Genomic DNA, 24,127 nt, shown 5'->3' on the forward strand with positions numbered 1-24,127 from the left:
CGACAGGCGGGCTCAGACGACCATAGGTGAACGACTCCGACGCTGCCAAGGTGGGCCGAATTGGGTGCACCTAAACCCCTAATAAAGCTGCGACTTCTTTCATGTCGCCGACCACGCTGCTGGCGCCGGCTGTATGCAGGCGGGCAGGCAGGTCGGGCCTTGCATGGCTGCCGCCGATGAAGCCGATCGCCGGCATGCCGGCCGCCTTGGCGGCAGTGACGCCGGCGATGCTGTCCTCGATCACCACGCAATCCTGGGGTTTGACACCCATTTCCCGCGCCGCGTGAAGGAACAGGTCCGGTGCCGGCTTGCCATGCTCGACCATGGTGGCGCTGAAGATATGGGGGGTTAGACGATCATAGAGGCCGGCCAATCCTAAGCTGTGCTGCAGCCGTTCCGGCGAGCTCGAGGAGGCGACGCAGCGTTGGTAGGGCAAACGGTCGAGGAGATCGCTGATGCCGGCGATGGCCTGCAGTTCCGTTTCGAACACAAGGGATGTTTCGGCGTGAACCGCCTCGGCACAGCCGGCCGGCGCAATCCAGTTGAAATGGCTCTCGATCAGCTTGAGGCTGCTGGTCCAGCTCAAGCCGATGCAATGGCTGACGATGAAATCGTCCGCCATGTCGAGGCCGAGGCGGCGGAACACGCGCGTCTCGGCAACACAGGCGAGGTGCTCGCTGTCGATGAGGACGCCGTCGCAGTCGAAGATCACCAGCCGCGGCTTGAACATGGCGCTAGAGCTGCCCGGTCATAGCTTCTGGCCGCGCACCAGGCGCGGCAGATCACCCACGACACCCATGGCATGGCGCATGGCGACGCGCTTCAAGGGCATTGCCTTGTTGAAGAGAAAGAAGCCGAGATCGCGCAGGAGCCGCACCGGCGGCAGATCGTTGGAGAAGAGGCGCGTGAGACCGTCGGTCACCGCCACCATCATCAGATTGTCAAAGCGCCGCCAGCGCGCATAGCCTTCGAGGACGGCAAGGCTGCCGATATCGAGGCCGAGGCGGTGTGCATCAACCAGCACCTCGCCCAGCGCCGCCACGTCGCGGACACCCATGTTGAAGCCCTGCCCCGCAATGGGATGCATGCCATGGGCGGCATCGCCGGTCAGCGCCAATCCCTCTTTGATATAGGTATCGGCCAGCACCATCTTGAGCGGATAGTTGAAGCGCGGGCCCACCGGCAGGATGCGCCCCAGCGTTGACCCAAAGCGGCGCTCGATCTCGCGGCCGAGATCGGCGTCGGTCAGTGAAAGCAGCATCGGAATGATGCGCTGGTCCTCGGTCCAGACGATCGAGGAGCGATGGCGCACAAGACCTGCGGCATCGACATCATCCTTCATCGGCAGCATGGCGAAGGGGCCGATGGGCAGGAAATGCTCATGCGCCACACCGTCATGCGCCAGCTCGTGGTGGACGGTGCAGACGATGGCGCTGTGCTTGTAGCCAAGTTCCTGCGCACCGATGCCGGCCATGCGGCGCACGGCGGACTGCCTGCCATCGGCGCCGATCACGAGGCGCGCCTGGACCTGCCGCCCGTCGCTCAGTGTTGCGAGGCGGGGGGTCGCCTCGCGGTTCTTGCTGGCAAAATCGATGTCGGTCACGGTCATGGCGCCAAGATGCGTGACGCTGGGGAGTTCCTGCAGCCGCCGGATAAGCCCCTGGCGCACGGCGCGGTTCTCGATGATCCAGCCGAAGGGCGGCTGGCCGTTCTTGATGCCGGGCACGGAGCCAGGTGGCAGGTCGGCAAAATGATAATGGACGAAGAAGGGGCTTGCCGCCTTGAACTGCCAGCCGCCGTCGGAAACCCGGATGTCGTGGATCGGCTCGGCATGCGCTGCCAGATAGTCCCAGGCTCCGATGCCGTGGAGCACTTGCTGCGAGCCATAGGCGATGGCCGAGGAACGGCCGTCGAACGTCTCGCCGGCCATATCGGGGAGCTTTTCGGCTTCGACCAGGACGGTCGGGACCCCGGCACCGCCCAGGGCCGCCGCCATGGCCATGCCGACCATGCCGCCGCCGACGATCAGGACATCGGTTTCGAGGGTTTCGGGGCCGGAAATCGAGGTTAACAATGCCGCACTCATGGGCCGCACAATCCCGGTTTACGCCGCTCCTGTCCAGCGGCTATAAGGCCGCATGAAACTGGCCCCCGATTGGAATAGGACCGCCCAGGATTACGCCCGCCACCGGGCCGGCTTTCCAGACTGGTTTTACGACCGGATGGCTGAACGTGGCCTGCTCCGGGAAAACACCCAGATTCTCGATATTGGCACCGGGACCGGATATCTGGCGCGGGGCTTTGCCCTGCGTTCGACTCGGTTGGGGGGCTGCACGGTGACCGGTCTCGATGTGGCGCCCGGCATGATGGAGGCGGCCCGCAGTCTCGATGCCGAGGCAGGGGTCTCGATTCGCTACGTGCAAGCGCCGGCGGAAGCGACCGGCCTGGCGGACGGCGCCTTCGACCTGGTAACGGCCGGCACCTGCTGGCACTGGTTTGACCGGCCAAAGGTGATGGCTGAGGCGATGCGGCTCCTCAAACCCGGCGGTCATCTGGTCATCGCCAATCTGGTCTGGCTGCCGCTCCCCGGCAATGTGGTGGCTGCCACCGAGGCTTTGATCGAGGCGCATAATCCGTCCTGGCATCTGGGCGGATGGCAGGGCCATAGCGCCGACCAGCAGCGCGACCTCATCGAGGGCGGCTTTATCAACCGCGAGAGCGCCTCGCTCGATTACGACATTCCTTATAGTCCTGAGGCCTGGCGCGGCCGGATCCGTGCCTCGGCCGGGATCTCGGCGAGCCTCGGCCCGGATGAGGTGGAGAGGTTCGACGGCGAGCTCGGTGCCCTGCTCGCCCGGGATTTTCCCGGTGATCCGATTCCCGTGCCGCACCGGCTGGTGGCGCTGTGGGGGCGCAAGCCGATATGAAGATTCGCACCGCCACAGCTGCCGACCTGCCCATCATCGCGGAGATTCATCTGAAAGGCTGGGAGCTCGCCTATGGCGATTTCATCTCGGCGGATCAGCTGGCCGCGATGCAGCCTGACCGGCGCTTGGCCCTGTGGCATGCGTGGCTGGCCGATGAGAAGAAGCTCATCCTGGTCGGTGGCATCGGTGACGATATTGACGGTTTTGTGCTGGGTGGCCCGGTCAAGGATCACGAGATCACCGACGGCGCCAGCCTTGAGGATTTCGATTGCGAGATCTATTCGCTCCATTGCCGCGCCGCTGTGCAAGGCAAGGGATTGGGCCGCGCGCTGCTGGGTGCTGCCGCAGCAGCCTGGGCTGCCGAGGGCCGCACGGCACTGATGCTCTGGGCCTATGCCGACAATGCCTACCGCAAATTCTACGAACGCATTGGCGGCGAGATTATCGCGCACGGCATCGACGACGGCATCCCGGACGTCGCCTATGGCTGGCGGGATTTGGCGAGATTGACGGGCGAAACCAGTTTGCCGCTCTGTGAAAGAGCGCGCGTGTAGACGATTAAACAAGCCCCTCGCCCCTGGCGGTGGAGGGGCTGGGGTGAGGGGCATCTCTCATCCACTCGAATGGTAAGTAAGGAGACCGAATGACCGACCGCATTCTTATTCTCGATTTCGGCTCGCAGGTGACGCAGTTGATTGCGCGGCGTCTGCGCGAGGCTGGGGTCTATTGCGAGATCTTCCCGTTCAGCGCGGATGCCGCGCGGATCAAGGCGTTTGATCCCAAGGGCATCATTCTTTCCGGCTCGCCGCATTCGGTGACGACCGACGATGGACCGCGGGCACCGGAATATGTCTGGGAATCGAAGCTACCGGTCCTTGGCATCTGCTATGGCGAGCAGACCATGTGCGCGCAATTGGGCGGGCGGGTCGAGGGATCGGATCACCGCGAGTTCGGCCGCGCCGAGCTTCAGGTGCAAAAGGACGTGCCGCTGTTCGAGGGTGTCTGGGTCAAGGGCGGATCTTACCAGGTATGGATGAGCCATGGCGACCGCGTCGCTGCCATCCCGGCCGGCTTCGAAGTGATCGCGGTCTCCTCGGGCGCCCCCTATGCCGCCATCGCCAATGTGAAGGACAAGCGCTACGCGGTGCAGTTCCACCCGGAGGTGGCGCACACGCCCGATGGTGCAAAGCTGCTCTCCAACTTCGTCCACAAGATCTGCGGCTGCAAGGGCGACTGGACCATGGCCGCCTTCCGCGACCAGGAGATCGCCAAGATCCGCGCGCAGGTCGGCAAGGGCAAGGTCATCTGCGGCCTGTCCGGCGGTGTTGATTCGGCGGTGGCGGCTGTCCTCATCCACCAGGCGATCGGCGATCAGCTGACCTGCATCTTCGTCGATCATGGCCTGCTGCGCGCGGGCGAAGCTGACCAGGTCGTGGCCTTGTTCCGCGACAGCTACAACATCCCGCTGGTGCACCGGGATGCATCCGACATGTTCTTAGGGCAGCTTGACGGCGTCTCGGACCCAGAGACCAAGCGCAAGACCATCGGGCGCCTGTTCATCGAGGTGTTCGAGGAGGAAGCCAAGAAGATCGGCGGCGCCGATTTCCTGGCGCAGGGCACGCTCTATCCCGATGTCATCGAAAGTGTCTCCTTCACCGGCGGCCCGTCGGTCACCATCAAGAGCCACCACAATGTCGGCGGCCTGCCGGAACGCATGCGCATGAAGCTGGTCGAGCCGTTGCGCGAATTGTTCAAGGATGAGGTGAGACTGCTCGGCCGCGAGCTGGGCCTGCCGGAAAAGATGATCCGCCGCCATCCCTTCCCGGGCCCGGGCCTTGCCATCCGCATCCCTGGCGCGGTGAGCCGCGAGAAATGCGACATCCTGCGGAAGGCCGACACGATCTATCTCGAGGAGATCGACAAGGCCGGCCTCTATGAAAAGATCTGGCAGGCCTTCGCGGTCCTCCTCCCCGTGCGCACGGTGGGTGTCATGGGCGACGGTCGCACCTATGATTTCGTCTGCGCACTGCGCGCCGTCACCTCGACCGACGGCATGACGGCGGATTTCTATCCGTTCGAGCCGGCGTTCCTGGGACGAGTTGCCACACGCATCGTCAACGAGGTCAAGGGCATCAACCGCGTGGTCTACGACTACACCTCAAAGCCGCCGGGAACGATCGAGTGGGAGTGAGAGGGCTCCAGCGAGCGATGCTGGCCGGTTACCTGACCTCCACCGCCTCCAGCACCCACGCCGTTCGCTCGGCCAGTTCGGGCACTTTTGCCAAATAGTCCTGATAGTGCGGCGTCTTGCGATGCGCCTCGACGGCGGCACTGTCCAGGTAGAGTTCGTCCAGCACGTAGCGCTCGCCATGTGCCCGGTCCTGCCAGACATCCCAACGCAGGTTTCCGGGCTCGGCTCTACAATGCGGCGCCATACCGACAAGGAGTGCTCGCAACTCAGCGGCCTTACCGGGATGTGCAGTCAGCACGGCAGTGATCTTGGACGACGCTTGCGTCATGCGAAGGCTCCAGTGGAATGCACAAGTACTCAGTGGCTAAGTCTCGCGCGTGCCATTCTATACCGCACGCCCGAAATGCTTCAGCCGGCGGCTCACCAATTCATGCCGGAACGGCCACCCGTTTGAGGGCAGCGACCAGCTCTTTCCCCAGCTGTCCGGCCGAGGCGGGATTCTGGCCGGTGATGAGGCGGCCATCAACGATGACGTGAGATTGCCAGTTGGCTGCAGAGGAATACTCGGCACCCTCCGCCCTCAACGCATCCTCGAGTTCGTATGGCACGTCTTCGCGGGCGTAGTCATACTCTTCCTTTGTCGAAAACGATGTGAGCTTCTTGCCGCGCACGAAGGGCGTTCCATCACCGAGGTCGACGCCGAGCAACGCGCATGGACCGTGACAAACAGCGGTCACGAACTTCCCCGTGGTCCAAGCGCGCACGACGGCCTTCTGGACATCTGCATTGCGCTGGATGTCGACCATAGGCCCGAGGCCGCCGGGCACCAGAATGGCGTCGTAGTCCGCCGCGTCCACTTCGGACAACTTTCGGCTATGATTCAACCGGCGAAAGGCCTTGCTCTCAAAAAACTCCTTCTGGGCGGGGTCATTCTCGTCATACGCGTCATAGGGCGTCCATCCGCCGGCGGGAGACGCGAACTCTACCGCGATCCCTGCCTTGTCGAGTACCTCGAAAGGATGAGCGATCTCGGCGAAAAAGAAGCCGGTCTTGCGATTGTGCGGACCGATCACGGATGCGTTAGTGACGATGAACAGGACATGTTGGGTCACGGCTTGCTCCTTGATTGTATGATGATGCGTTCAGGGTTTCGGCATATCTGAGCCGTCAGGTCCTACACGGGCGACCTGCTGCGGCAGCAATCTGGTCTCGTTCCGGTTTTGCATTGTCAAAACTTCACCACGGCTCTGCCGACGATTTCGTTGCCTCTCATGAGATCCAGAAATTCGTTGATCTGCCCGAAACCAATGGTCTTGATGGTGTGCTGGATCTTGCCCTCGGCGGCGAGGGCCATGACTTCGCTGAGGTCCGCATTGTTTCCCCAGAAGGAGCCATGGAACGTTTGCTCGCCCGACACCCGCGGGAACAGCGGGACGTCGATGCGATCGCCGACGAAACCGACATCGGCATAGTGTCCGCTGATCGCCAGCAGAGCAAAACCTAGCTGCATCATCTCCGTCGCCCCAGCGCAATCGATGATCGCATCGAGCTTGTTCTGTCCGGTCGCCTTCTTGAGCTCCTTGCCGATATCGCTCGCGGACTTGCCCTTGATATCGATGGTGTGGTCGGCGCCATATTTCTTTGCGACGGCAAGCTTGTCCGGATTGCGGGCGAACGCGACGACGGTCGCACCAGCGCCGAGCAACTTGGCATATTGGACCGCGTAAGCGCCGAGGCCGCCGACGCCGAACACGCCGATCACTCGGTCCGGGCCGAGCCCGCCAGCGTCGCGGATCTTCTTGAGGCCGCGATAGGGCGTCAACCCTGCATCGGTGAGTGGGGCGAGCTCCTCGAATTTCAGGTGCTTCGCTACCTTGATCACGTAACGTGCTGGAACGGGGATATACTCCGCGAACCCGCCATAGGTACCGAAGCCAGGCCAGCGTACATTGGGGCAGATGTGCGTGTTGCCGACCTGGCAATGGCGACATACGCCGTCACCCCATCCGGGCGCGACCACCACATGGTCACCTTCCTGCAGGCTTGCGGCTTTTGGAACGACGCTGCCGATCTTCTCGATCGTGCCGGTGATCTCGTGGCCCGGGATGACCGGCGGCGGGATATCGCCATAGTTCTGGAAAAATCCGTCAACCAGGAGCACATCGGATCGGCACATCCCGCACGCCGCCACCTTGACAAGCACCTCGTCCGCCTGAATATCGGGAACCGGAATGTCTTCAAGGACAAGCGGTTTGTGATATTCGAGTATGCGCGCGGCTTTCATGTGCTTCTCCTTTCCTTGATGGCTCTTGCTTCATTGCCGGCCGCCACGGCCGCCTCTGCCACGGCGATATTCTGTTCAGCCGCTCTCAGCCCAGCCCCCTGAGCGGTCAGGCCAAAAAAAACGAGTATTTCTATCGCCGGATACTTGCCGCCGGCATGCCCGAACCTGCGTTCTCGCCATCGTGGCTCAGGGCTTACGTATCATCGGAGGCGGCCCATGGGTGGTTAAACGAGGTAAAAAGAGGATCAAAATTACCTGGAGAGGCTGAGCCCGACATGGGTTTCGTCCAGCGGCTGAGGGGCGGCAAGGAGCGATTCGTGATGCGGAACGGCTGCAACATCCGTCGCGGAGGAAGAGCGTGAGGAAGGACGAACCGATCAGGTGGCGGTACTGACGCTGGGGTCTATCGTTTCGGCGAGAGCTGTTTCATGGCTAGCCGACAGCGCTCGCCGAGTGCAGCAACTGCGAGGCGGTACGGAGATCCTGTGTATCAAAGCCTTCGCCGAACCCTCGATAAAGCGGTTCGAGTAGCGCGATAGCCTCGCCCGAGCGGCGCGTGTCGATATAATGCGCTGCAAGGTCGCTTGCGGCGCGCAATTCGAACGACTTTGCGCCGATCGCATGCGCTTCAATCACCGCGTCTTTCCAAATCCGCTCAGCCGCGGCGTGATCTCCGGCCCGGTGTCGAATGGCAGCATCAACCCGCATCAGTTCGCAGCGACACCACCGTTCACCCTGCCGCTCCTGAAACTGGAACGCGAGGCTGATCGTGTCGGCCGCCTCGGCCAGCAGACCGCGATGCAAGAGGACCCGAGCGAGGCCGGCGATATACATGCCGATACGCAACAGGTACCGACATTCGATCATGTGGTCGATCGCGTCCCTTACTTCGCGATAGGCCTCACCATTTCCCTTCAAGTAACTAAGCATACCTGTGAAATAGTGATGAACCGGGATCCAGCGGGGAATGATTTCCCGCTTCATATTGCGTTGCATCAGCACGGAATAATGTTCGAGAAGGGCAATGTTCCCTGTCTCCAAGGCCAGCGGCAGCGCGGCCAGTCCCAACGCGTTGGATTGTGACAGCCAATGTCCAGCGCGCCCAGCCTGTTCGACGGCGTCGCGCGTGACAATGTCGGCATAGTCGGCGCGACCGGTCATCCAGGCGATGAAGGTGAGGTAACACCGGATCGACACAAATCGAATGACGTCCTGCCCTGCCATGGTTGCGCGCTTGCCGGCAAAGGAATGTTGCACCGCGAGACGGTCGAGGACCTGCCCGCTTTCGACAAAGTCACCGCGATGCGCTTTAGCCCAGGCCAACGCGCGATCGCCTTCGGGAGCGGCCGACCAGTCCCGGTGGTGGGCCGACAATCTCTCGGACTCCTCCAGGCAGCCGATGGCCTTATCGATTTTGCCGACCTCCATCAGATAATATGCGAGACCCTCCAGGCCGCGCTGTTCATATTCGAGACTTTGGGCGCGCCGCGCAAAGCCAATGGCGTCGAGCCAAGCGTCCTCAATTTCCTTGCGCATCTTCGAGTAGAACAGGCTCCAGGCCCGCGAGCAGGCAAGTTTAGCCTTGAGAAGATCGTCGCACGGCACGCTACCTGCGAGCTTCAGCGCCACTTCCGTGCGTTCCTGAGCTTCGGAGAGGATCGAGGTCTCCGACCAGAGCGGAATTGCCGCGACGGTCAGTTTGATGCCGAGCGCGATATCGCCGTCAGCGCCGAAAGCCCAAGCGAGCGCGGCGCGCAAATCGGCGAGCCGGTTCACGTAGCGCATGGTCCAATCGCCGGTTTCCAGCCAGTGCCACTCGTCTTCCGATCTCGTGAAGAGATCAAGGACACGCTGCGCATGATATTTGAGGATCAAGGCGTCGGTTTTGTCGGCGCGCCGTTTCTCGGCGGCGTAATGTCGGGTGCTGTCGAGTTGTCGGTAGCACAGCCCCGGCCCATTGACTTCCGCGCTCAGCAATGATTTTGCGACCAGGCTGCCAAGGCCGATGACGACGTCAATGGGATCCAGACCCACCGCTCGGGCTACGTGAACGGCATCTTCCAAATCGAAGGAATCGGCAAAGGCTGACACCAGGCGGAAGATGGCCGCCTCTCTCTGCGGAAGAAGCCGGTAGCTCCAGTCTATCGTTGCAAGCAGCGTTTCATGGCGACGCGCCACGCCGTGAGGACGAGGATTGGCGAAGCTGGTGTGCCGATCGAGCATCGCCAGCAGTTCTGAAGGTGAATAGTTCTCGAGCTGCGCCGCCGCCAGTTCGATCGCCAGCGGCAATCCTTCAAGCGAGCGGCAGATCGACACGACCGCGTCACAATCAACATCGCTGATTGGATATCCTGCCCATTCCAGCGCCCGAGATACGAACAACTCCACGGTCGGGAATGCGATAGCGCGTTGCAAGGGCAAACCCGGTTCATCATCAGGAACGGCAAGCGGTCCGATCCTGATCAAAAATTCCGGGGCGAAACCCAGTGGTTCGCGGCTTGTCGCCAGAACCTTCGACAATCCCTTCCTGGATGCCATGCTGCGGGCAAAAATTGTTGCGGCGGGCAGCACATGCTCGCAATTATCAAGGATGATGAGCATCCGGCGCGAAAGTAGGTAATCGAGTATGGCGGTGAAGCTGTCGTCTGGATTGCCCCGAATACCGAGCGCGGTCACGAGCGCGATTGGAAGAAGAGTCGGGTCGTCTATTGTCGCCAGATCCACGAGGCAAAGGCCGTCGAGGCATATGTCGGCATAGGCATGGGCTGCGGCAATGGCCACGGTTGTCTTGCCGATGCCGCCGGCGCCCACCAACGTCACATGCTGTTCGCGGTGCAACGCAGCCAGTACGTCGGCAATCTCTGCCTCCCGGCCCACGATATGACCCTGCGGCGGCAAATGACCCGAGTTGGGCATTTCCGCAAGGGCGTCGCCTTCCTCGAACGCCCCGATTCCAGCATGCACCGGCGCGATGAACCGATATCCACGGCCCACGACCGTCGCGAGATAGCTGGGGTTCAATTTGGTGTCGCCCAGCAGACGCCGAAGGTTGGACATGTTCACCTTGAGATTGCTCTCATGGACAAAGATCCCGGGCCAGGCAGCGGCCATCAGCTCCTCTTTGCTGACGAGTTCGCCGCCGCGCTGCACGAGGAGTCGCAGCAGTTCGAAGACCCGACCACCGAGTTTTATCGAGTGATTATCGAGGAGAAGCAGTTGGCGGCTCGGAATTAGCCGATACGGTCCAAAGGAGAATACGAGCTCCGCTTTTGGGCGCTCTGCAGCCTCGTCCATGATGCAGCCTCCTTGCAACCCGATCGGCCCTACGGTCCTGGTCCAGCGGACCGCGATCCAAGACTGGCGCACCTCGGACTGGCGCACCTCGGCACGCCGCTCATGCGCTTTTTGAGCTCATGCATCGAGCCTGCTCGGAAATCAATGACCGCTTTCAGCTAATCATTTTAGACCACGCACACTTGGATGATGACTGGTTTGAAGCGGCAATTGTGGAGGAATGGCGCCGTGGCAAATTCCTCATTCCGCCCGAATGCGATTTGCCTCGGCCTTCTCTGAATCAGAGCACCAAGTGTAATGCGTTGCGCTTAGCTGGGGAGCCGCGAACAAGACCATGATATTACCGAAACAAAATAGCATTGACTAATGCATTAGTATTTGCTAATTAATAACCCATGACCCAACCCACACTCATCGACGCCGTGATGAAAACCCTCGCCGACCCGACCCGTCGGGCGGTGTTCGAGCGTATCGTCGGCTCTGACGAGATCACCGTCGTCGAACTCACGCGGGGGAGTGGGGTGACACAGGGCGCCATCTCGCAGCATCTTAAATCGTTGAAGCAGGCGGGGCTCGTTGCCGAGCGGGCGCAGGGGCGCAATGTTTATTACCGGGCTGAGCCGCAGGGCCTTGGCCCCCTTGTCGATTGGATGAGCCATTACGGCGCCTTCTGGCGCGAGCGGTTCGACAATCTTCGCATCCTCCTCAAGGAGATCGATCATGAGTGATCCCGCGCTGAAAGCTCGAGGACAAGGTCCCCAGGCACAAGGCCCGCAAGCACACGGCCTCCAGGCGCCGGTGCCGGATAGGGCCGGGCAGGCCATCGTGCTCGACGAGATCTTTCCGCATGCACCTGCGGTCATCTGGAAGGCGCTGACCACCGGCGCGCTCATTGCCCGCTGGATGATGGAACCCACCGGGTTCGAGCCGGTCGTCGGCAAACAATTCACGTTCAAGACCACGCCGGCCGGTGCCTGGGACGGGTTCATCCGCTGCGAGGTGCTGGAAGTGGTGCCGAACGAGCGCTTTGCCTATGCCTGGCGTGGCGGGCACGAGGACAATGTCGGCTATGGCTCGCGGCTCGACACCATCGTCACCTTCATGCTCACCAAGGTCGAGACCGGCACGTCCCCTGGCACCCGCCTGCGCCTCATCCATGCAGGCTTCGTGCTGCCGACGAACGATACCGTCTATAAGAATCTGGGCGGCGGGTGGCCCAAATGCTTCGTCAATCTCCGCGGCATTGCCGACGAAGAAGACGGCGGCAAATCCACGTGACCTGATTGGCAGGGTGGCCCCCGCCTTGGGTCATCCTGCCAAAGCGCCCTCTCGCAGTCGGGCAAATGACACTGGCATTTTCTCGGATTTTAGGTTGATATCAACATAATAACTGTCAGGCGAGCAAGAAACAGGCGCTGGAAGGAGATCTCAATATGACCAATGCCACCTATCGCTGGATCATCGTCGCAGCGGGCGGCCTGCTGAGCTGCGTCGCGGTCGGCGCCATGTTTTCACTGCCGGTCTTTCTGCGGCCGATCGCGGCGGAGACCGGCTGGTCGGTGACCGGCGTCTCCAGCGCCATGACGATCGGGTTCCTCGCCATGGCTTTTGCCAGCATGATCTGGGGGCCCTTGTCCGACCGCATAGGTCCCCTGCCCGTGCTGCTGGCCGGGTCGATCCTGCTGGCGGTGAGCCTGGCGCTTGCTGCCCGTGCGACATCGCTCCTTGAATTCCAGCTGGTGTTCGGATTGCTGGTGGGCAGCGCCATTGCCGCCATCTTTGCGCCGATGATGGCCTGCGTCACCGGCTGGTTCGACACCCATCGCAGCCTTGCCGTCTCGCTCGTCTCGGCCGGCATGGGCATGGCGCCGATGACCATGGCGCCGCTCGCGGCATGGCTTGTCACCATCCATGACTGGCGAACCTCGCTCCAGATCATCGCCGTCATCGTGGCCGCGATCATGATCCCCGTGTCGCTGCTGGTCCGCCGTCCGCCGGCTTTGGCGGTTGGGCATGCGGCTGCCTCTTCAGGCGAGGCGCCACAGGCCGAGATGTCGGTAGGCGAAGCCGTGCGGTCGCCGCAATTCATCATCCTGCTGCTCACCAACTTCTTCTGCTGCGCCACGCATTCGGGACCGATTTTCCACACGGTGAGCTATGCCGTCACCTGCGGGATACCGCTTATCATCGCGGTCTCGATCTACAGTGTGGAAGGGTTGGCCGGGATGGGCGGGCGCATCGTCTTCGGCCTCCTCGGCGACAAGTTCGGTGCCAAGCAGGTTCTGGCCGCGGGCCTGCTCTTTCAGGCGTTCGGCGCGCTGGCCTATGTGTTCGTCAGCCAATTGGCGGCGTTCTACGCCGTGGCGGCATTGTTCGGCTTCATCTATGCCGGCGTCATGCCGCTCTATGCGGTGCTGGCGCGGGAGAATTTCCCGCTGCGCATGATGGGCACCGTCATCGGCGGCACGGCCATGGCCGGCGGCTTAGGCATGGCGACGGGGCCGGTGGCGGGTGGGTGGATCTACGACACCTTCGCCAGCTACGCCGGGCTCTATATCAGCGCCTTCGGCCTTGGCATCGGCGCCTTCCTGATCGCGCTTACGTTCAAACCCTTCGCCAAAACCCAACCGGCACCAGTACCTGCCTAAGGAGAGATGAGATGAGCAAGACCTATACCGGCGGCTGCGCCTGTGGTGCGATCCGCTATGACATCGCCGATGATCCGCTGGTGATGGGCGATTGCCAATGCCGCGACTGTCAGCACAAGAGCGGCACGGGGCACGGCTCCTATCTGACCTTCCCGAGCAAGAAGGCCGTGACGCTCAAAGGCGCCGCCACGCATTGGGACATGGTGGGCGACAGCGGCAATGTGAAGACGCGCGGCTTCTGCCCCATTTGCGGATCGCCGGTGTACCTGACGTTCGCGGCGATGCCCGATCTTTTTACCATCCACGCGGCAAGCCTCGACGATCCCAGCCGCTATAAGCCGCAGATGATAACGTACCGCGTGCGCGGCTATGCTTGGGACCAGATCGATCCGACCGTGCCGGCATTCGACAAGATGCCGCCGATGTGAGAGGCCGAACCACCCGCCCTCACTTCGGTCCGCGATAACGCAGCGCTTCTATAAGAAGGGCGAAGGCCGGTGCCATCTGGCGGCGGCTGGGATAATAGAGGTGAAAGCCTGAGAAGGGCGGGCACCAATCGGCGAGCACACGCACCAGCCTGCCATCGGCGATAAAGGGCTTTGCCTGGTCTTCCAGCACGAACGCCAGGCCGAACCCCTCGGCCGCCGCCTTCAGCATCATGGATGAGTCGTTGAACACAAGCTGTCCATCGACGCGCACATTGAGCTCGCGGCCATCGCGCCCGAACTCCCAGGCATAGAGACCGCCCAGAGTCGGCAGGCGCAAATTGATGCAGGCGTGGTGGGTGAGATCGTGCGGTGTCTTGGGCTTGCGCCGGCCGGCGAAATAGGCCGGCGCGCCCACGACGGCCATGCGCATGTCCGGCCCGATGCGCACGGCGATCATGTCCTTGGCCACCTGCTCGCCCAGGCGGACACCCGCATCGTACCGCTCAGCCACGATGTCGGTCAGCGCCTGGTTGATCGAGAGCTCCACCTTCACATCCGGATAGTGCGGCAGCAGCCGCGCCATGGCAGGCCACAGGATCGCCTGGGCAGCGTGATGGCTGGTCGTGATCCGGATGGTGCCGGCGGGTTTCTCGCGCAAGGCGCTGAGCGCCGTCAGCTTGGCGTCGATGTCAGCAAAGGCCGGCCGCAGGGTCTCGATCAGCCGCTCGCCCGCCTCGGTGGGGGCGACACTGCGCGTGTTGCGCGCCAGAAGCCGCAAGCCCAGGCGCGCTTCGAGACGCCGGACGGTGTGGCTCAGCGCCGATTGCGACGTACCCAGCTTGGCCGCTGCGCGCGTGAAGCTGCGCTCGTCCGCCACCGCGAGAAAGGCCGTCAGGTCGCCAAGCTCGTCCCGCTTCATTCATGAATCCTAAGTATAAGTGCATGCCGATCTTAGCGTCTAATCGCTAGGCGATACAGTTCCTAAATTGAGGCTGCGCGGCGATGGACCGGCCGACGACCCGTGGGCCGTCGCGCTGATTTGGCTGCCGCACCGATCCCCCGCCCCACCCAGGAGAACAGATATGCAGAAGCGCAAACTCGGCCGCAGCGGCCTCGAGGTCTCGGCCATCGGGCTCGGCTGCATGGGCCTCAGCTATGGCTACGGGCCGGCCACGGAGCGCACGGTCGCCATCGCCCTGATCCGGTCGGCCGTCGAGCGCGGCGTCACTTTCTTCGACACCGCCGAAGCCTACGGCCCCTTCACGAACGAAGAGCTCCTGGGCGAAGCCCTGGCGCCGTTCCGGGGCCAAGTGGTCATCGCGACCAAGTTCGGCTTCCAGGATGGAGACGTCCAGCGTGGCCTGGACAGCCGGCCGGCGCATATCAAGGACGTGGCCGAGGCCGCGCTCAAACGCCTCAAGGTCGATTCCATCGATCTCTTCTATCAGCATCGCGTTGATCCCAATGTGCCGATCGAAGATGTCGCCGGTGCGGTCAGGGATTTGATTGGCCAGGGCAAGGTGAAGCATTTCGGCCTCTCCGAAGCCGGGGTGGATACCATCCGCCGCGCCCACGCGGTCCAGCCGGTCGCAGCACTCCAGAGCGAATATTCGCTGTGGTGGCGGGAACCCGAAGCGGAGATCCTGCCGACCCTGGAGGAACTCGGGATCGGCTTCGTTCCCTTCAGCCCCCTGGGCAAGGGTTTCCTGACGGGTGCCATCAGCGAGAATACCAAGTTCGACAGCAGCGACTTCCGCAACATCGTGCCGCGCTTTGCACCGGACGCGCGCAAGGCGAACCAGGCGCTTGTCGATCTCCTTGGGGAGATCGCAACGCAGAAGAAGGCGACACCGGCCCAGATCGCGCTCAGTTGGCTGCTGGCCCGGAAACCCTGGATCGTGCCGATCCCGGGGACCACGAAGCTGCATCGCCTTGAGGAGAATCTCGGCGCGGCAAGCATCGAGTTCTCGCCCGGTGACCTCAGCGACATCGAACGCGCTGTCGCGAAGGTCGATATCCAGGGCGCGCGCTACCCGGCGCATCTGCAGCAGCGGGTCAATCGCTGAGCCCGCGCAGTTTAAAAGTCTGATATATGCTGCCAGCTTATGGCGCCTGGCGCCTTCCCCTGTCGGAGAAAAGCGATGCAGCTCTCGAACTACCTCTTCTTCACCACCGCCTGCGAGGCGGCACTCGCTTTCTACACGCAATGTGGCCTCGGCCGGGTCGTCGACATGTTGCGCCATGGCGAGAACGGCATGCCGCTGCACAATGAGGCGATGCGCGGCAAGATCATGCATGCAAAGTTCGAGGGGCCAGGCGTGCTCTTCTACGCCTCCGACAATCACGATGCCGAGCCGATGCGTGGGTCGGCGCATATCATCATGCTGGAGGATCGCGCAGAGACAAAGCAGCTCTTCGAACGCCTGAGCGAGGGCGGCAGGATCACGACGGCGTTGGGCATGCAGCCCTGGGGCGCTTATTACGGCAAGCTCACCGACCGCTTCGGCGTGCAGTGGATGCTCAATTGCGCGTCGTGACGCGGGTAAGATATTGAATTGCGCGTCGTGACGCGCCGGGGATTTATTTGCTAAGAGAGTGGGCATGAGGCTGGCGCTGTGAGAGCGCCGGCAGAATATCCATGCCCACCCTAGGGAGTCCCCATGCCCGATCTGTCCAGTTTCCCGATCACCAAACGCTGGCCCGCAAAGCACCCGGACCGGCTGCAGCTTTATTCACTCCCCACCCCCAACGGAGTGAAGGTGTCGATCATGCTGGAAGAGATCGGCCTGCCTTACGAGCCGCACACGATCGACATCGGCAAGAACGAGAGCTGGATTCCGGAATATCTCGCACTCAACCCCAACGGCAAGATCCCGGCGATCATCGATCCCAACGGACCCGGGGCTAAGCCGCTGGGCCTTTTCGAATCCGGCGCCATCCTGCTTTATCTGGCCGAGAAGACGGGCAAGCTCCTGCCGGCTGATCCGGCACTGCGTTACGAAACCATCCAATGGGTGTTCTTCCAGATGGCGGCGGTGGGGCCGATGTTCGGCCAGGTCGGCTTCTTCCACAAATTCGCCGGCCGTGAGTATGAGGACAAGCGTCCATTGCAGCGCTATGTCGACGAATCAAAGCGGCTCCTCGGCGTGCTGGAGACGCGCCTTCAAGGCCGGCAATGGCTCATGGGCGATGATTATACAATCGCCGATATTTCGATGCTGGGATGGGTGCGCAACCTCGTCGGATTCTACGGCGCGGGCGATCTCGTTCAATACGACACGCTGAAAGAGGTGCCTGCGTGGCTGGCGCGCGGCCTCGCCAGGCCGACCGTGCAGCGCGGGCTGGAGATACCCAAGCGCCCCTGAGCCATCCAAAGGCCACAGATAGGGGTGTTGACAATTTTACTAATCCTTTACGGATCGAGGTCATGCTCAGCCAAGGGACTGCCATTCAGGCAGTTCCAGGGATGGATCTATTGCCGGGCCGGCGATGGCGTGCAGCAGCTTCAGTCTTCAAGGATCGGCAGGCGCGGCGGCCCAGTGGAATGATGTCCAGTGGAATGACGTCCTGTGGATTGGCGCCCCGCCCATAGCGGATCCGGCGAGAGGTGATCTTGCGCCGATGCAGTGTGTTTCATGCGCATCGGTTTAGGGTTTCATTTGTTTCTGCTGCTGGTCGGCGCCATCGTCCTCGGCCTTGCCTGGCGAATTCTGAGCGACGATTACCGGCAGTGGAACAATGCCACCCTGGCGCGCGACCTCACCGCGGCCCAAGGCGACCTGTTGCAGCTGGTCGAACGTCTTGGCCTGGAGCGCGGCGCCCATAACGAAGCGCTGCTGCGCGAAGATCGTGTTGATCCCAATAGTGAAACCCTGCAGCGCGTGCGGCAGGACACTGACGCGACCATCGCCGCAGCCCTGCGCCACGCACAGGCGGCGCAGCACGGAATCATCGACCTCGGCGCCCTCGATCATCTGCAAGGCGCCCTGCGCGCGTGGCGGCAGCGGACGGCACTGGCCCTCGGCCAGAAGCGGGCAGACCGGTCCACCGACACTGTCCACGACTATGTGCCGGCGATGGTCGGGCTGGTCGGCGGAATCCGTCCGGTCCTCAACAGCATCGATACAGCGATCGGCTTGGCCGATGGCGCCGTGGCGACGCCGGTCTCCATCGCCAGATTAGCTGCCGATATGCGCGCCGAAGGCAGTGTGCGAGGCACCACCATGGTCAATGTCGTTGCCTCAGGCGCACCCATCCCGCCGGCGACATTGCTACGGCTGGCCGAGCTTGATGGGCGCATCGACGCCATCTGGGCGCGGATCGACACATTGCTGGGCATGACCGACACGACACCGGCCATGTCGCAGGCGGTAGCGCAGACCATGGACGCCTATCAGGTCGCGTTGCCGAAGCTCCATGGCATCGTGCGCGCCGCCAGTGCCGCGGGTGCCCCCTATCCCTTTTCCGTGGCCGAATTCCGCGCCTTGCAGACCCCCTTGCATGCCACTGTCGGCCAGTTGCGCGATGCAGCCGTCGCCGCCGCACTGGCCATTGCCGAGCGCGCCATAGAGACCCGCCAGCGCGGTTTCTGGCTCGCGGTCGGTGTCACCGTGGCTGCCCTGTCGCTGCTGGTGATCGGTGCCAGTCTCTTCCTGCAGCGGGTGGTCAATCCGTTGGGTGCCATCACCGCGACACTGACCCGCATCGTCAAGGGCGAACCAGCCACCATCGACTTTACGGCGCGCAAGGATGATATCGGCGACGTGGCGCGTGCCCTGGTGGAATTCCAGCGCTATGTGGAGGAGCGCGGCCGGCGCCAATCCGAGTATGAGATGCGGCAATTCCTGGAAACCATCATCGACGCGATGCCGGTCGCCATCAGCGTCAAAGACACATCCCTCCGCTATCGCTACGTCAACCGCTATCGGCGCCAGCTGATCACGGATGACGAAATCGACCTCATCGGCAGAACTCTGAGCGAAGTAACGAAGCCTGAACTGGCGGCGACGGTCGAAGAAGCCGACCGGCAAATCCTGGCAAGTGGCGAATCACAACATCTGGAACAGGTCTGGCCGGATCGTGATGGAAGACCGCGGGTGATCTGGTCGCTGAAGGCGCCGTTCAAGGATAGCGACGGTATTGCCCACGGTATCATCACCTGCGGCGTCGACATCACCCGGCTGAAGGAAGTCGAAGCGGAGCTGATCGCGCAGCGCGAAACCGCCGAGAGCGCCAATCGCGGCAAGACCAATTTCCTCGCCAATATGAGCCACGAATTGCGCACGCCCCTAAATGCCATCATCGGCTTTGCCGAGATGCTGGCGGGTGGCTATCTCGGCAAGCTCAGCAACCATCAACAGGACTATGTCGGGCACGTCTTGCAATCCGGCCAGCATCTCCTGCATGTGGTCAACGACCTTCTCGATCTGTCGCGCCTCGAAACTGGGCAGATCGATTTGCGGATCGCGCCGTGCAGCTTCGATCAGATCGCCGTTGCGGCCCTGGGACTGGTGCGACCGCAAGCGGACAAGTCCGGCATTTATCTGAGTTTCGCACCCAACGGTCTCAAATTGCTGGCCGACGAGCGAGCGCTTACCCAGATTCTCACCAACCTTCTCGGCAATGCCATCAAGTTCAACAAGGCCGATGGTCGCGTCGACTTGCGTGCCGAAAAGTGCAAGGAGGGCGTGCGTATTGCCGTCACGGATACGGGTATCGGCATGTCGGTGGCGGATTGCGGCAATGCCAGCCAGGCACTGGTCCCCACTGATGCCCATCACGCCCGGCCGAACGGCGGTGCTGGCCTCGGCCTTGCCATCTGCCGCCGTCTCCTGGAACGGTTGAACGGATCGCTGGAGATCGAGAGTGAGATCGGCGTCGGCACGACGGTCACCGTCATCCTGCCGGCCGAGCGCCGGTTGCCCGCCTCTTTGTCCCTTGCAGAAGCCCCTCTTGCAGAAGCCCCTCTTGCAGAAGCCCCTCTTGCAGAAGCCCCGGGCAGTTTGTCCTAAGGCCTGCTCAGATACTTCATCCCCGTATCGCACATCACGGTGACGATGGTGGCGCCGGGTGGCATCTGTTCGGCAAGGCGTAATGCTGCCACGACGTTGGCGCCCGTAGAGGTGCCGGCGAAGAGGCCTTCTTCGCGGGCGAGGCGCGGTATCATGGCCTGGGCTTCTTCCGTCGAGACACGCTCGATCGCATTGACGATGTCTGGCCGCCACAGGGGCACAACATAGCCTGCACCTATGCCGTCGATCTTATGGGCACCGGTTTTGCCGCCGGAAAGGACGGGAGACTCGGCCGGTTCGACGGCAATGATCTTGACAGCATTGTTGTAACGCCGCAGCGTTTCGCCGGTGCCGCGCAAGGATGCGGCCGTGCCGACGCTTTGCACAAAGGCATCGACCCGGCCATCCGCCTGCTTCCGGATTTCATCGGCCATCTGGTGATAGGCCGTGAGCTGGTCGCGATTGTTCATCTGGTCGGTCCAGAAGCTGCCGGTCTCAGCAGCGATGATCCGGGCGGCCTCGATCATGTCACGGGTGAGTTTCTCGGTCATGCGACCGCTGTCGCTCTTCACGATCTTCAGGCCAGCACCCAGCATTTTCATATGCGCGAGTTTTTCCGGAGCGAAGGCGTCGGAGGTCACGATATGAAGGGGGTAACCCTTGACCGCGCAGACAAGTGCCAGCGAGACGCCGGTGCTGCCGCCGGTATACTCGACCACCGACCCGCCTGGTTTCAGGCGGCCATCAGCTTCCGCCGCCGCGATCATGGCCAGCGCCATGCGATCCTTCATGCTGCCGGTCGGATTCTCGCCTTCCAGTTTGAGGAGGATGCGGGCGCCATTCGCGGGCGCGATCCGGCGCAGGGGCAGGAGACTGGTATGGCCGATGCACTGCAGGATATCCGAGGATAGGTCGCTCATGAGGACCCGCCTGTCTTTTCCTGCCGTGCCAGCCAGGCTTTGAGGGCGGCGGCATTGTTCCGCGCCTCATCGCGGGCGGCATAAAGAAGGGTGACGGCGCCCGCACGCAAATGGTCCCGCAGGATTTCGGCGGCGGCTTGCGCGGTGGTACTTTCCAGCTCCGCCGCATAGGCCGCGCAGAACCCATCCCAATCGTCCGACTTGCCGTGAAAACGCTGGCGCAGCGCGTGGCTGGGGGAGATGTCCTTCAGCCACAGATCGATCCTGGCCTTCTCCTTGGTGAGCCCGCGCGGCCACAACCGGTCGACCAGGATGCGTATCCCGTCAGCCGCCGTCGGTCTTTCATAGACGCGTTTCAGGTTCGGCAGTTTCATCTGGCACCTTCAATTCCAGAAAACCTATTTCCCCAGAAAGCTATTTCAATGTATCTACATATAATGTATATACATACATGTATGAGCCCAGCAAAACAACCCCACAAGACTCCTGCCGGCAAGCCACCGGCCCCAAAGACGCTGCACAGGGACGCCCGCACCCTGGTCACGGCCTGTGCCGGCTGGAACAGCCGGTTGGCCGCGCGGCGCATTACCTTGTTCCTCGACCGGGAACTGGCGGAAACCGGCCTGACCTCGGCGCAGATCGGCCTCATGGCGGAGATCGCCACCCTGGCCGACGACACGCTGGGTGCCTTGGCGCGGCGCACGGGGCTTGAGCAATCGACCCTGTCGCGCAATCTGCGCACGCTGGAGGGCGATGGGTTGATCGAGATCACGATCGTCGAGAGCGATCTGCGGCGGCGTGCCGTGTGGCTGACCGAGACGGGTGCCAGGCGGCTGGAGGCCGCCATCCCGGTCTGGCGACGGGCACAGGCAAAGCTCGCCAAGCACCTTTCCCCTGCTTTGCCGCAGCGTCTTGCCAAAGCGGCCGAGGCGCTTTCGATCTGACCAGCAAACTGATATGACGGTTCGGCGCAACTGGCTGGAATAGACGGCGTGCCGAATTGACATGAGAGTCTTCATCCTGACCGCCCTGGCGATCCTCGCATTCGCCGGCAATTCCCTGCTCACGCGCTGGGCTCTTGCGGGTTCCGACATCGGGGCTGCGGAATTTGTCGGACTGCGGCTGCTGTCAGGGGCTGTCATGCTGGCTTTGCTGGCGCTTCGGCACCGCGCGCGCCCAGCTATCCTGCCGCGCCGGGCCGATCTCGGCGGCATCATGGCCCTCCTCGTCTATGGCGAGGCCTTCACCTTTGCCTATTTGAGCCTGGGTGCCGCAACCGGCGCCCTCATTCTCTTTGCCACGGTCCAGTTGACGCTGGCCGTCATCGCCACCTTGCGCGGTGCACCGCCATCGGGCCGCGACCGTATCGGTCTCATCATTGCCTTTGCCGGCATGGCCTGGCTGCTGGCACCGGGCGCCACCACGCCACCCTTGGTCCCCGCCTTGCTGATGGGGCTGGCCGGCGTGGCCTGGGGTATCTACACCATGTTGGGGCGGGGTGCTGCAGATCCCTTCGCACGGACAGCACGCAACTTCATCGGTGCGGCACCCTTTGCACTTCTTGTCCTGCTGGCTGTGCCGCTGACCGCGCCCACGCGCGACGGCGTGCTCCTTGCTATCGCGTCTGGCGCCATTACCTCGGGCCTCGGCTATGTCATCTGGTATGCTGTCCTGCCAGACCTTAAAGTGGCCACCGCGGGTGCCGCGCAGTTGCTGGTGCCGGTGGTGGCAAGTGCCGGCGGCATTCTGTGGCTGGGTGAATCCCTGTCGCTGAAACTGGCGGCCGTCACGATCGTGATCCTGGGCGGTATCTGGCTGACGACTGGCGCCCCGAAGAAAACAGGCTGATAGCGGAACAATGACGCAGCACACCCTCCAAAAAGATAAATTGTTCTTCGCCCTCCTGCCGGACCCGGATGCCGGCGAACAGATGGCCGATCTGGCCAAGGACTGGCAATGGAACTTCGATTTGTCCGGCACGCCGGTACCGGTCGAACGGCTGCATGTCTCGCTCAAAGGCGTCGGCCGGTTTGATGGCCTGCCGGAGTCCGTCGTCAACGCTGCCAGGGAGGCAGGTACTGCGGTCCAGGGCGCGCCCTTTGAAATCACTTTCGATCAGCGCCTGAGTTTCAAGGGCGTACCCCATCCGCTCGTCCTGACGTGCAGCAGCGTCCCGCCCGCACTGCTGGCGTTGCGGGAGACATTGATGAAGGCCATGGCACAGGCTGGGCTCGGGGCAAGCAAGGCTGCGGCCTTCGTACCCCATGTGACACTGCTGCGCGATCCCAAGCCGCTCGCCCCCGCCCCTGTCGATCCGTCGATCAGCTGGCTGGTGCGCGAATTCGTCCTCATTCATAGCGTCGACGGTCAGGGGCACACGCATCTCGCCCGCTGGCCGTTGTAAAACCGACGCCGGGAACCAGCATCCATGATCCTTATCGGCCAGTATGATTCGCCCTTCGTGCGGCGCGTCGGCATTGCGCTTACACTTTATGGCCTGCCCTTTGAACACCGGCCCTGGTCGGTGTTCGGCGACGCGGACAAGATCCAGCCCATCAATCCGCTGATCCGTGTGCCGACCCTGGTGCTGGACAATGGCGAGGTGCTGATCGACAGCCATATCATGCTCGATTATCTCGACAGCCTCGTGCCAGCGACGCACGCGATGTTCCCAAGGGCCGAGCCCGCCCGGCACCAGGCACTCAAGGTCGCCAGTTTGGCGACGGGCCTGGGCGAAAAGGCCGTCAGCCTCTTTTATGAGAAGCGGCTGCACACTGTGGCATCCGATATCTGGACCAATCGCTGCCGCAGCCAGATCGAGGCGGTGCTCGGCGCCCTTGAGGCCGACCGGGCCCAGCGTCCCGGCGCTTACTGGTTCGAGGACCGCATCGGTCATGCCGACATCGCCGTGGCCGTCGCCCTGCGGTTCCTGACCGAGGCACATCCGGGACTGATATCCATGGCAGCCTTCCCGTCTCTTGGCGCTCATGCAGCGCGGCTGGAGGCGCTGCCGGTCTTTCAATCCATCGCCCAGGCCTTCATCGCGCCGGCATAACAGGAACCGTTCAATGGCCACGACGCTCTATGGCATCAAGAATTGCGACACCATGAAGAAGGCCAGGACCTGGCTCGACGATCGCGGCATCGCCTATGATTTCCATGACTACAAGGTGTCCGGCATCGACAAAAAGCATCTGGAAGGATGGTGCAAGGAGCTTGGCTGGGAAACCGTGCTCAACCGTGCCGGCACCACTTTCCGCAAGCTGCCGGAAGCCGACAGAGAAAATCTCACCACTGCCAAGGCGATCGGCTTGATGCTGGCGCAGCCCTCAATGATCAAGCGCCCGGTGCTGGAGCACGGCAACCAGCTATTGATCGGCTTCAAGCCGGATCTCTACGCGGCCAAGCTCGCCTGACACATAAA

The 24,127-nt window shown here is 62.5% G+C and carries 25 protein-coding genes and 1 pseudogene; 17 read left to right on the forward strand and 9 right to left on the reverse strand.

Annotated features, from left to right (window positions below):
* Nucleotides 1-70: 70 nt before the first annotated feature.
* Complete coding sequence (locus AC1DWZ_RS18665) at nt 71-730, reverse strand: HAD family hydrolase (RefSeq protein WP_477170449.1); 660 nt, start codon at nt 728-730, stop codon at nt 71-73.
* Nucleotides 731-748: 18 nt separating this feature from the next.
* Nucleotides 749-2,086 (reverse strand): UbiH/UbiF/VisC/COQ6 family ubiquinone biosynthesis hydroxylase, encoded by a 1,338-nt coding sequence (locus tag AC1DWZ_RS18670; RefSeq protein ID WP_477170450.1) that lies wholly within the window; start codon nt 2,084-2,086, stop codon nt 749-751.
* Nucleotides 2,087-2,138: 52 nt separating this feature from the next.
* Between AC1DWZ_RS18670 and AC1DWZ_RS18675 the strand changes: the two genes are divergently transcribed.
* The 3 genes from AC1DWZ_RS18675 to guaA all read left to right on the forward strand — a co-directional run bounded on the left by AC1DWZ_RS18675 (nt 2,139) and on the right by guaA (nt 5,118).
* On the forward strand, nt 2,139-2,927 hold the full coding sequence (locus AC1DWZ_RS18675; protein WP_477170451.1) for a class I SAM-dependent methyltransferase: 789 nt from the start codon (nt 2,139-2,141) through the stop codon (nt 2,925-2,927).
* Nucleotides 2,924-3,481, forward strand: a complete 558-nt coding sequence (locus AC1DWZ_RS18680; protein WP_477170452.1) for a GNAT family N-acetyltransferase — start codon at nt 2,924-2,926, stop codon at nt 3,479-3,481. Before AC1DWZ_RS18675 ends, AC1DWZ_RS18680 begins: the two co-directional genes overlap by 4 nt.
* Nucleotides 3,482-3,570: 89 nt before the next feature.
* Nucleotides 3,571-5,118 (forward strand): glutamine-hydrolyzing GMP synthase, encoded by a 1,548-nt coding sequence (gene guaA / locus AC1DWZ_RS18685; RefSeq protein ID WP_477170453.1) that lies wholly within the window; start codon nt 3,571-3,573, stop codon nt 5,116-5,118.
* Between the two features lie 28 nt (nt 5,119-5,146).
* On the opposite strand, the gene AC1DWZ_RS18690 is transcribed toward guaA, so the two are convergent.
* The 4 genes from AC1DWZ_RS18690 to AC1DWZ_RS18705 form a co-directional block, all read right to left on the reverse strand.
* Entirely contained in the window at nt 5,147-5,446 is a 300-nt protein-coding gene (locus AC1DWZ_RS18690) for a putative quinol monooxygenase (RefSeq protein WP_477170454.1), read from the reverse strand.
* A 100-nt stretch (nt 5,447-5,546) separates the two neighbouring features.
* A complete protein-coding gene (locus tag AC1DWZ_RS18695) occupies nt 5,547-6,230 on the reverse strand; it encodes a type 1 glutamine amidotransferase domain-containing protein (protein ID WP_477170455.1) in 684 nt (227 codons plus the stop codon).
* A gap of 116 nt (nt 6,231-6,346) precedes the next feature.
* Complete coding sequence (locus AC1DWZ_RS18700; RefSeq protein ID WP_477170456.1) at nt 6,347-7,402, reverse strand: NAD(P)-dependent alcohol dehydrogenase; 1,056 nt, start codon at nt 7,400-7,402, stop codon at nt 6,347-6,349.
* A gap of 432 nt (nt 7,403-7,834) precedes the next feature.
* Nucleotides 7,835-10,696, reverse strand: coding sequence for an ATP-binding protein (locus AC1DWZ_RS18705; RefSeq protein ID WP_477170457.1), 2,862 nt, complete (start codon nt 10,694-10,696; stop codon nt 7,835-7,837).
* Between the two features lie 101 nt (nt 10,697-10,797).
* Between AC1DWZ_RS18705 and AC1DWZ_RS18710 the strand changes: the two are divergent.
* The 5 genes and pseudogenes from AC1DWZ_RS18710 to AC1DWZ_RS18730 all read left to right on the forward strand — a co-directional run.
* Nucleotides 10,798-11,034: pseudogene (locus tag AC1DWZ_RS18710) on the forward strand (DUF3732 domain-containing protein); the annotation flags it as partial.
* Between the two features lie 57 nt (nt 11,035-11,091).
* A complete protein-coding gene (locus tag AC1DWZ_RS18715; RefSeq protein WP_477170458.1) occupies nt 11,092-11,424 on the forward strand; it encodes an ArsR/SmtB family transcription factor in 333 nt (110 codons plus the stop codon).
* Complete coding sequence (locus tag AC1DWZ_RS18720; RefSeq protein ID WP_477170459.1) at nt 11,417-11,974, forward strand: SRPBCC family protein; 558 nt, start codon at nt 11,417-11,419, stop codon at nt 11,972-11,974. The genes AC1DWZ_RS18715 and AC1DWZ_RS18720 overlap by 8 nt, the downstream gene beginning before the upstream one ends.
* Nucleotides 11,975-12,129: 155 nt before the next feature.
* Nucleotides 12,130-13,344, forward strand: coding sequence for an MFS transporter (locus AC1DWZ_RS18725; protein ID WP_477170460.1), 1,215 nt, complete (start codon nt 12,130-12,132; stop codon nt 13,342-13,344).
* An 11-nt stretch (nt 13,345-13,355) separates the two neighbouring features.
* Nucleotides 13,356-13,772, forward strand: coding sequence for a GFA family protein (locus tag AC1DWZ_RS18730; RefSeq protein ID WP_477170461.1), 417 nt, complete (start codon nt 13,356-13,358; stop codon nt 13,770-13,772).
* A 19-nt stretch (nt 13,773-13,791) separates the two neighbouring features.
* On the opposite strand, the gene AC1DWZ_RS18735 is transcribed toward AC1DWZ_RS18730, so the two are convergent.
* Complete coding sequence (locus tag AC1DWZ_RS18735) at nt 13,792-14,691, reverse strand: LysR family transcriptional regulator (protein ID WP_477170462.1); 900 nt, start codon at nt 14,689-14,691, stop codon at nt 13,792-13,794.
* Between the two features lie 163 nt (nt 14,692-14,854).
* Between AC1DWZ_RS18735 and AC1DWZ_RS18740 the strand changes: the two genes are divergently transcribed.
* The 4 genes from AC1DWZ_RS18740 to AC1DWZ_RS18755 all read left to right on the forward strand — a co-directional run bounded on the left by AC1DWZ_RS18740 (nt 14,855) and on the right by AC1DWZ_RS18755 (nt 19,783).
* Nucleotides 14,855-15,838, forward strand: coding sequence for an aldo/keto reductase (locus AC1DWZ_RS18740; RefSeq protein ID WP_477170463.1), 984 nt, complete (start codon nt 14,855-14,857; stop codon nt 15,836-15,838).
* A 75-nt stretch (nt 15,839-15,913) separates the two neighbouring features.
* Complete coding sequence (locus tag AC1DWZ_RS18745; RefSeq protein ID WP_477170464.1) at nt 15,914-16,309, forward strand: VOC family protein; 396 nt, start codon at nt 15,914-15,916, stop codon at nt 16,307-16,309.
* Nucleotides 16,310-16,432: 123 nt separating this feature from the next.
* Nucleotides 16,433-17,137 carry a glutathione S-transferase N-terminal domain-containing protein gene (locus AC1DWZ_RS18750; RefSeq protein ID WP_477170465.1) on the forward strand — a complete coding sequence of 235 codons (705 nt, stop codon included), beginning with the start codon at nt 16,433-16,435 and terminating at the stop codon, nt 17,135-17,137.
* A gap of 270 nt (nt 17,138-17,407) precedes the next feature.
* The gene (locus AC1DWZ_RS18755; RefSeq protein ID WP_477170466.1) at nt 17,408-19,783 is read left to right on the forward strand and encodes a sensor histidine kinase; all 2,376 of its coding nucleotides are present in this window, start codon (nt 17,408-17,410) and stop codon (nt 19,781-19,783) included.
* On the opposite strand, the gene AC1DWZ_RS18760 is transcribed toward AC1DWZ_RS18755, so the two are convergent.
* Entirely contained in the window at nt 19,780-20,703 is a 924-nt protein-coding gene (locus AC1DWZ_RS18760) for a PLP-dependent cysteine synthase family protein (protein WP_477170467.1), read from the reverse strand. The genes AC1DWZ_RS18755 and AC1DWZ_RS18760 overlap by 4 nt on opposite strands.
* Entirely contained in the window at nt 20,700-21,077 is a 378-nt protein-coding gene (locus AC1DWZ_RS18765; protein WP_477170468.1) for a DUF488 domain-containing protein, read from the reverse strand. The genes AC1DWZ_RS18760 and AC1DWZ_RS18765 overlap by 4 nt, the downstream gene beginning before the upstream one ends.
* 81 nt (nt 21,078-21,158) lie before the next feature.
* On the opposite strand from AC1DWZ_RS18765, the gene AC1DWZ_RS18770 reads away from it, so the two are divergent.
* The 5 genes from AC1DWZ_RS18770 to AC1DWZ_RS18790 all read left to right on the forward strand — a co-directional run bounded on the left by AC1DWZ_RS18770 (nt 21,159) and on the right by AC1DWZ_RS18790 (nt 24,119).
* Nucleotides 21,159-21,647 (forward strand): MarR family winged helix-turn-helix transcriptional regulator, encoded by a 489-nt coding sequence (locus AC1DWZ_RS18770; protein ID WP_477170469.1) that lies wholly within the window; start codon nt 21,159-21,161, stop codon nt 21,645-21,647.
* Between the two features lie 61 nt (nt 21,648-21,708).
* Nucleotides 21,709-22,551 (forward strand): DMT family transporter, encoded by an 843-nt coding sequence (locus AC1DWZ_RS18775; protein ID WP_477170470.1) that lies wholly within the window; start codon nt 21,709-21,711, stop codon nt 22,549-22,551.
* A gap of 10 nt (nt 22,552-22,561) precedes the next feature.
* On the forward strand, nt 22,562-23,107 hold the full coding sequence (locus AC1DWZ_RS18780; protein WP_477170471.1) for a 2'-5' RNA ligase family protein: 546 nt from the start codon (nt 22,562-22,564) through the stop codon (nt 23,105-23,107).
* Nucleotides 23,108-23,131: 24 nt separating this feature from the next.
* On the forward strand, nt 23,132-23,758 hold the full coding sequence (locus AC1DWZ_RS18785) for a glutathione S-transferase family protein (protein WP_477170472.1): 627 nt from the start codon (nt 23,132-23,134) through the stop codon (nt 23,756-23,758).
* Between the two features lie 13 nt (nt 23,759-23,771).
* Nucleotides 23,772-24,119 (forward strand): ArsC family reductase, encoded by a 348-nt coding sequence (locus AC1DWZ_RS18790; protein WP_477170473.1) that lies wholly within the window; start codon nt 23,772-23,774, stop codon nt 24,117-24,119.
* Nucleotides 24,120-24,127 lie beyond the last annotated feature (8 nt).

The organism is Dongia sp. P2_B8 (genome assembly GCF_056404715.1).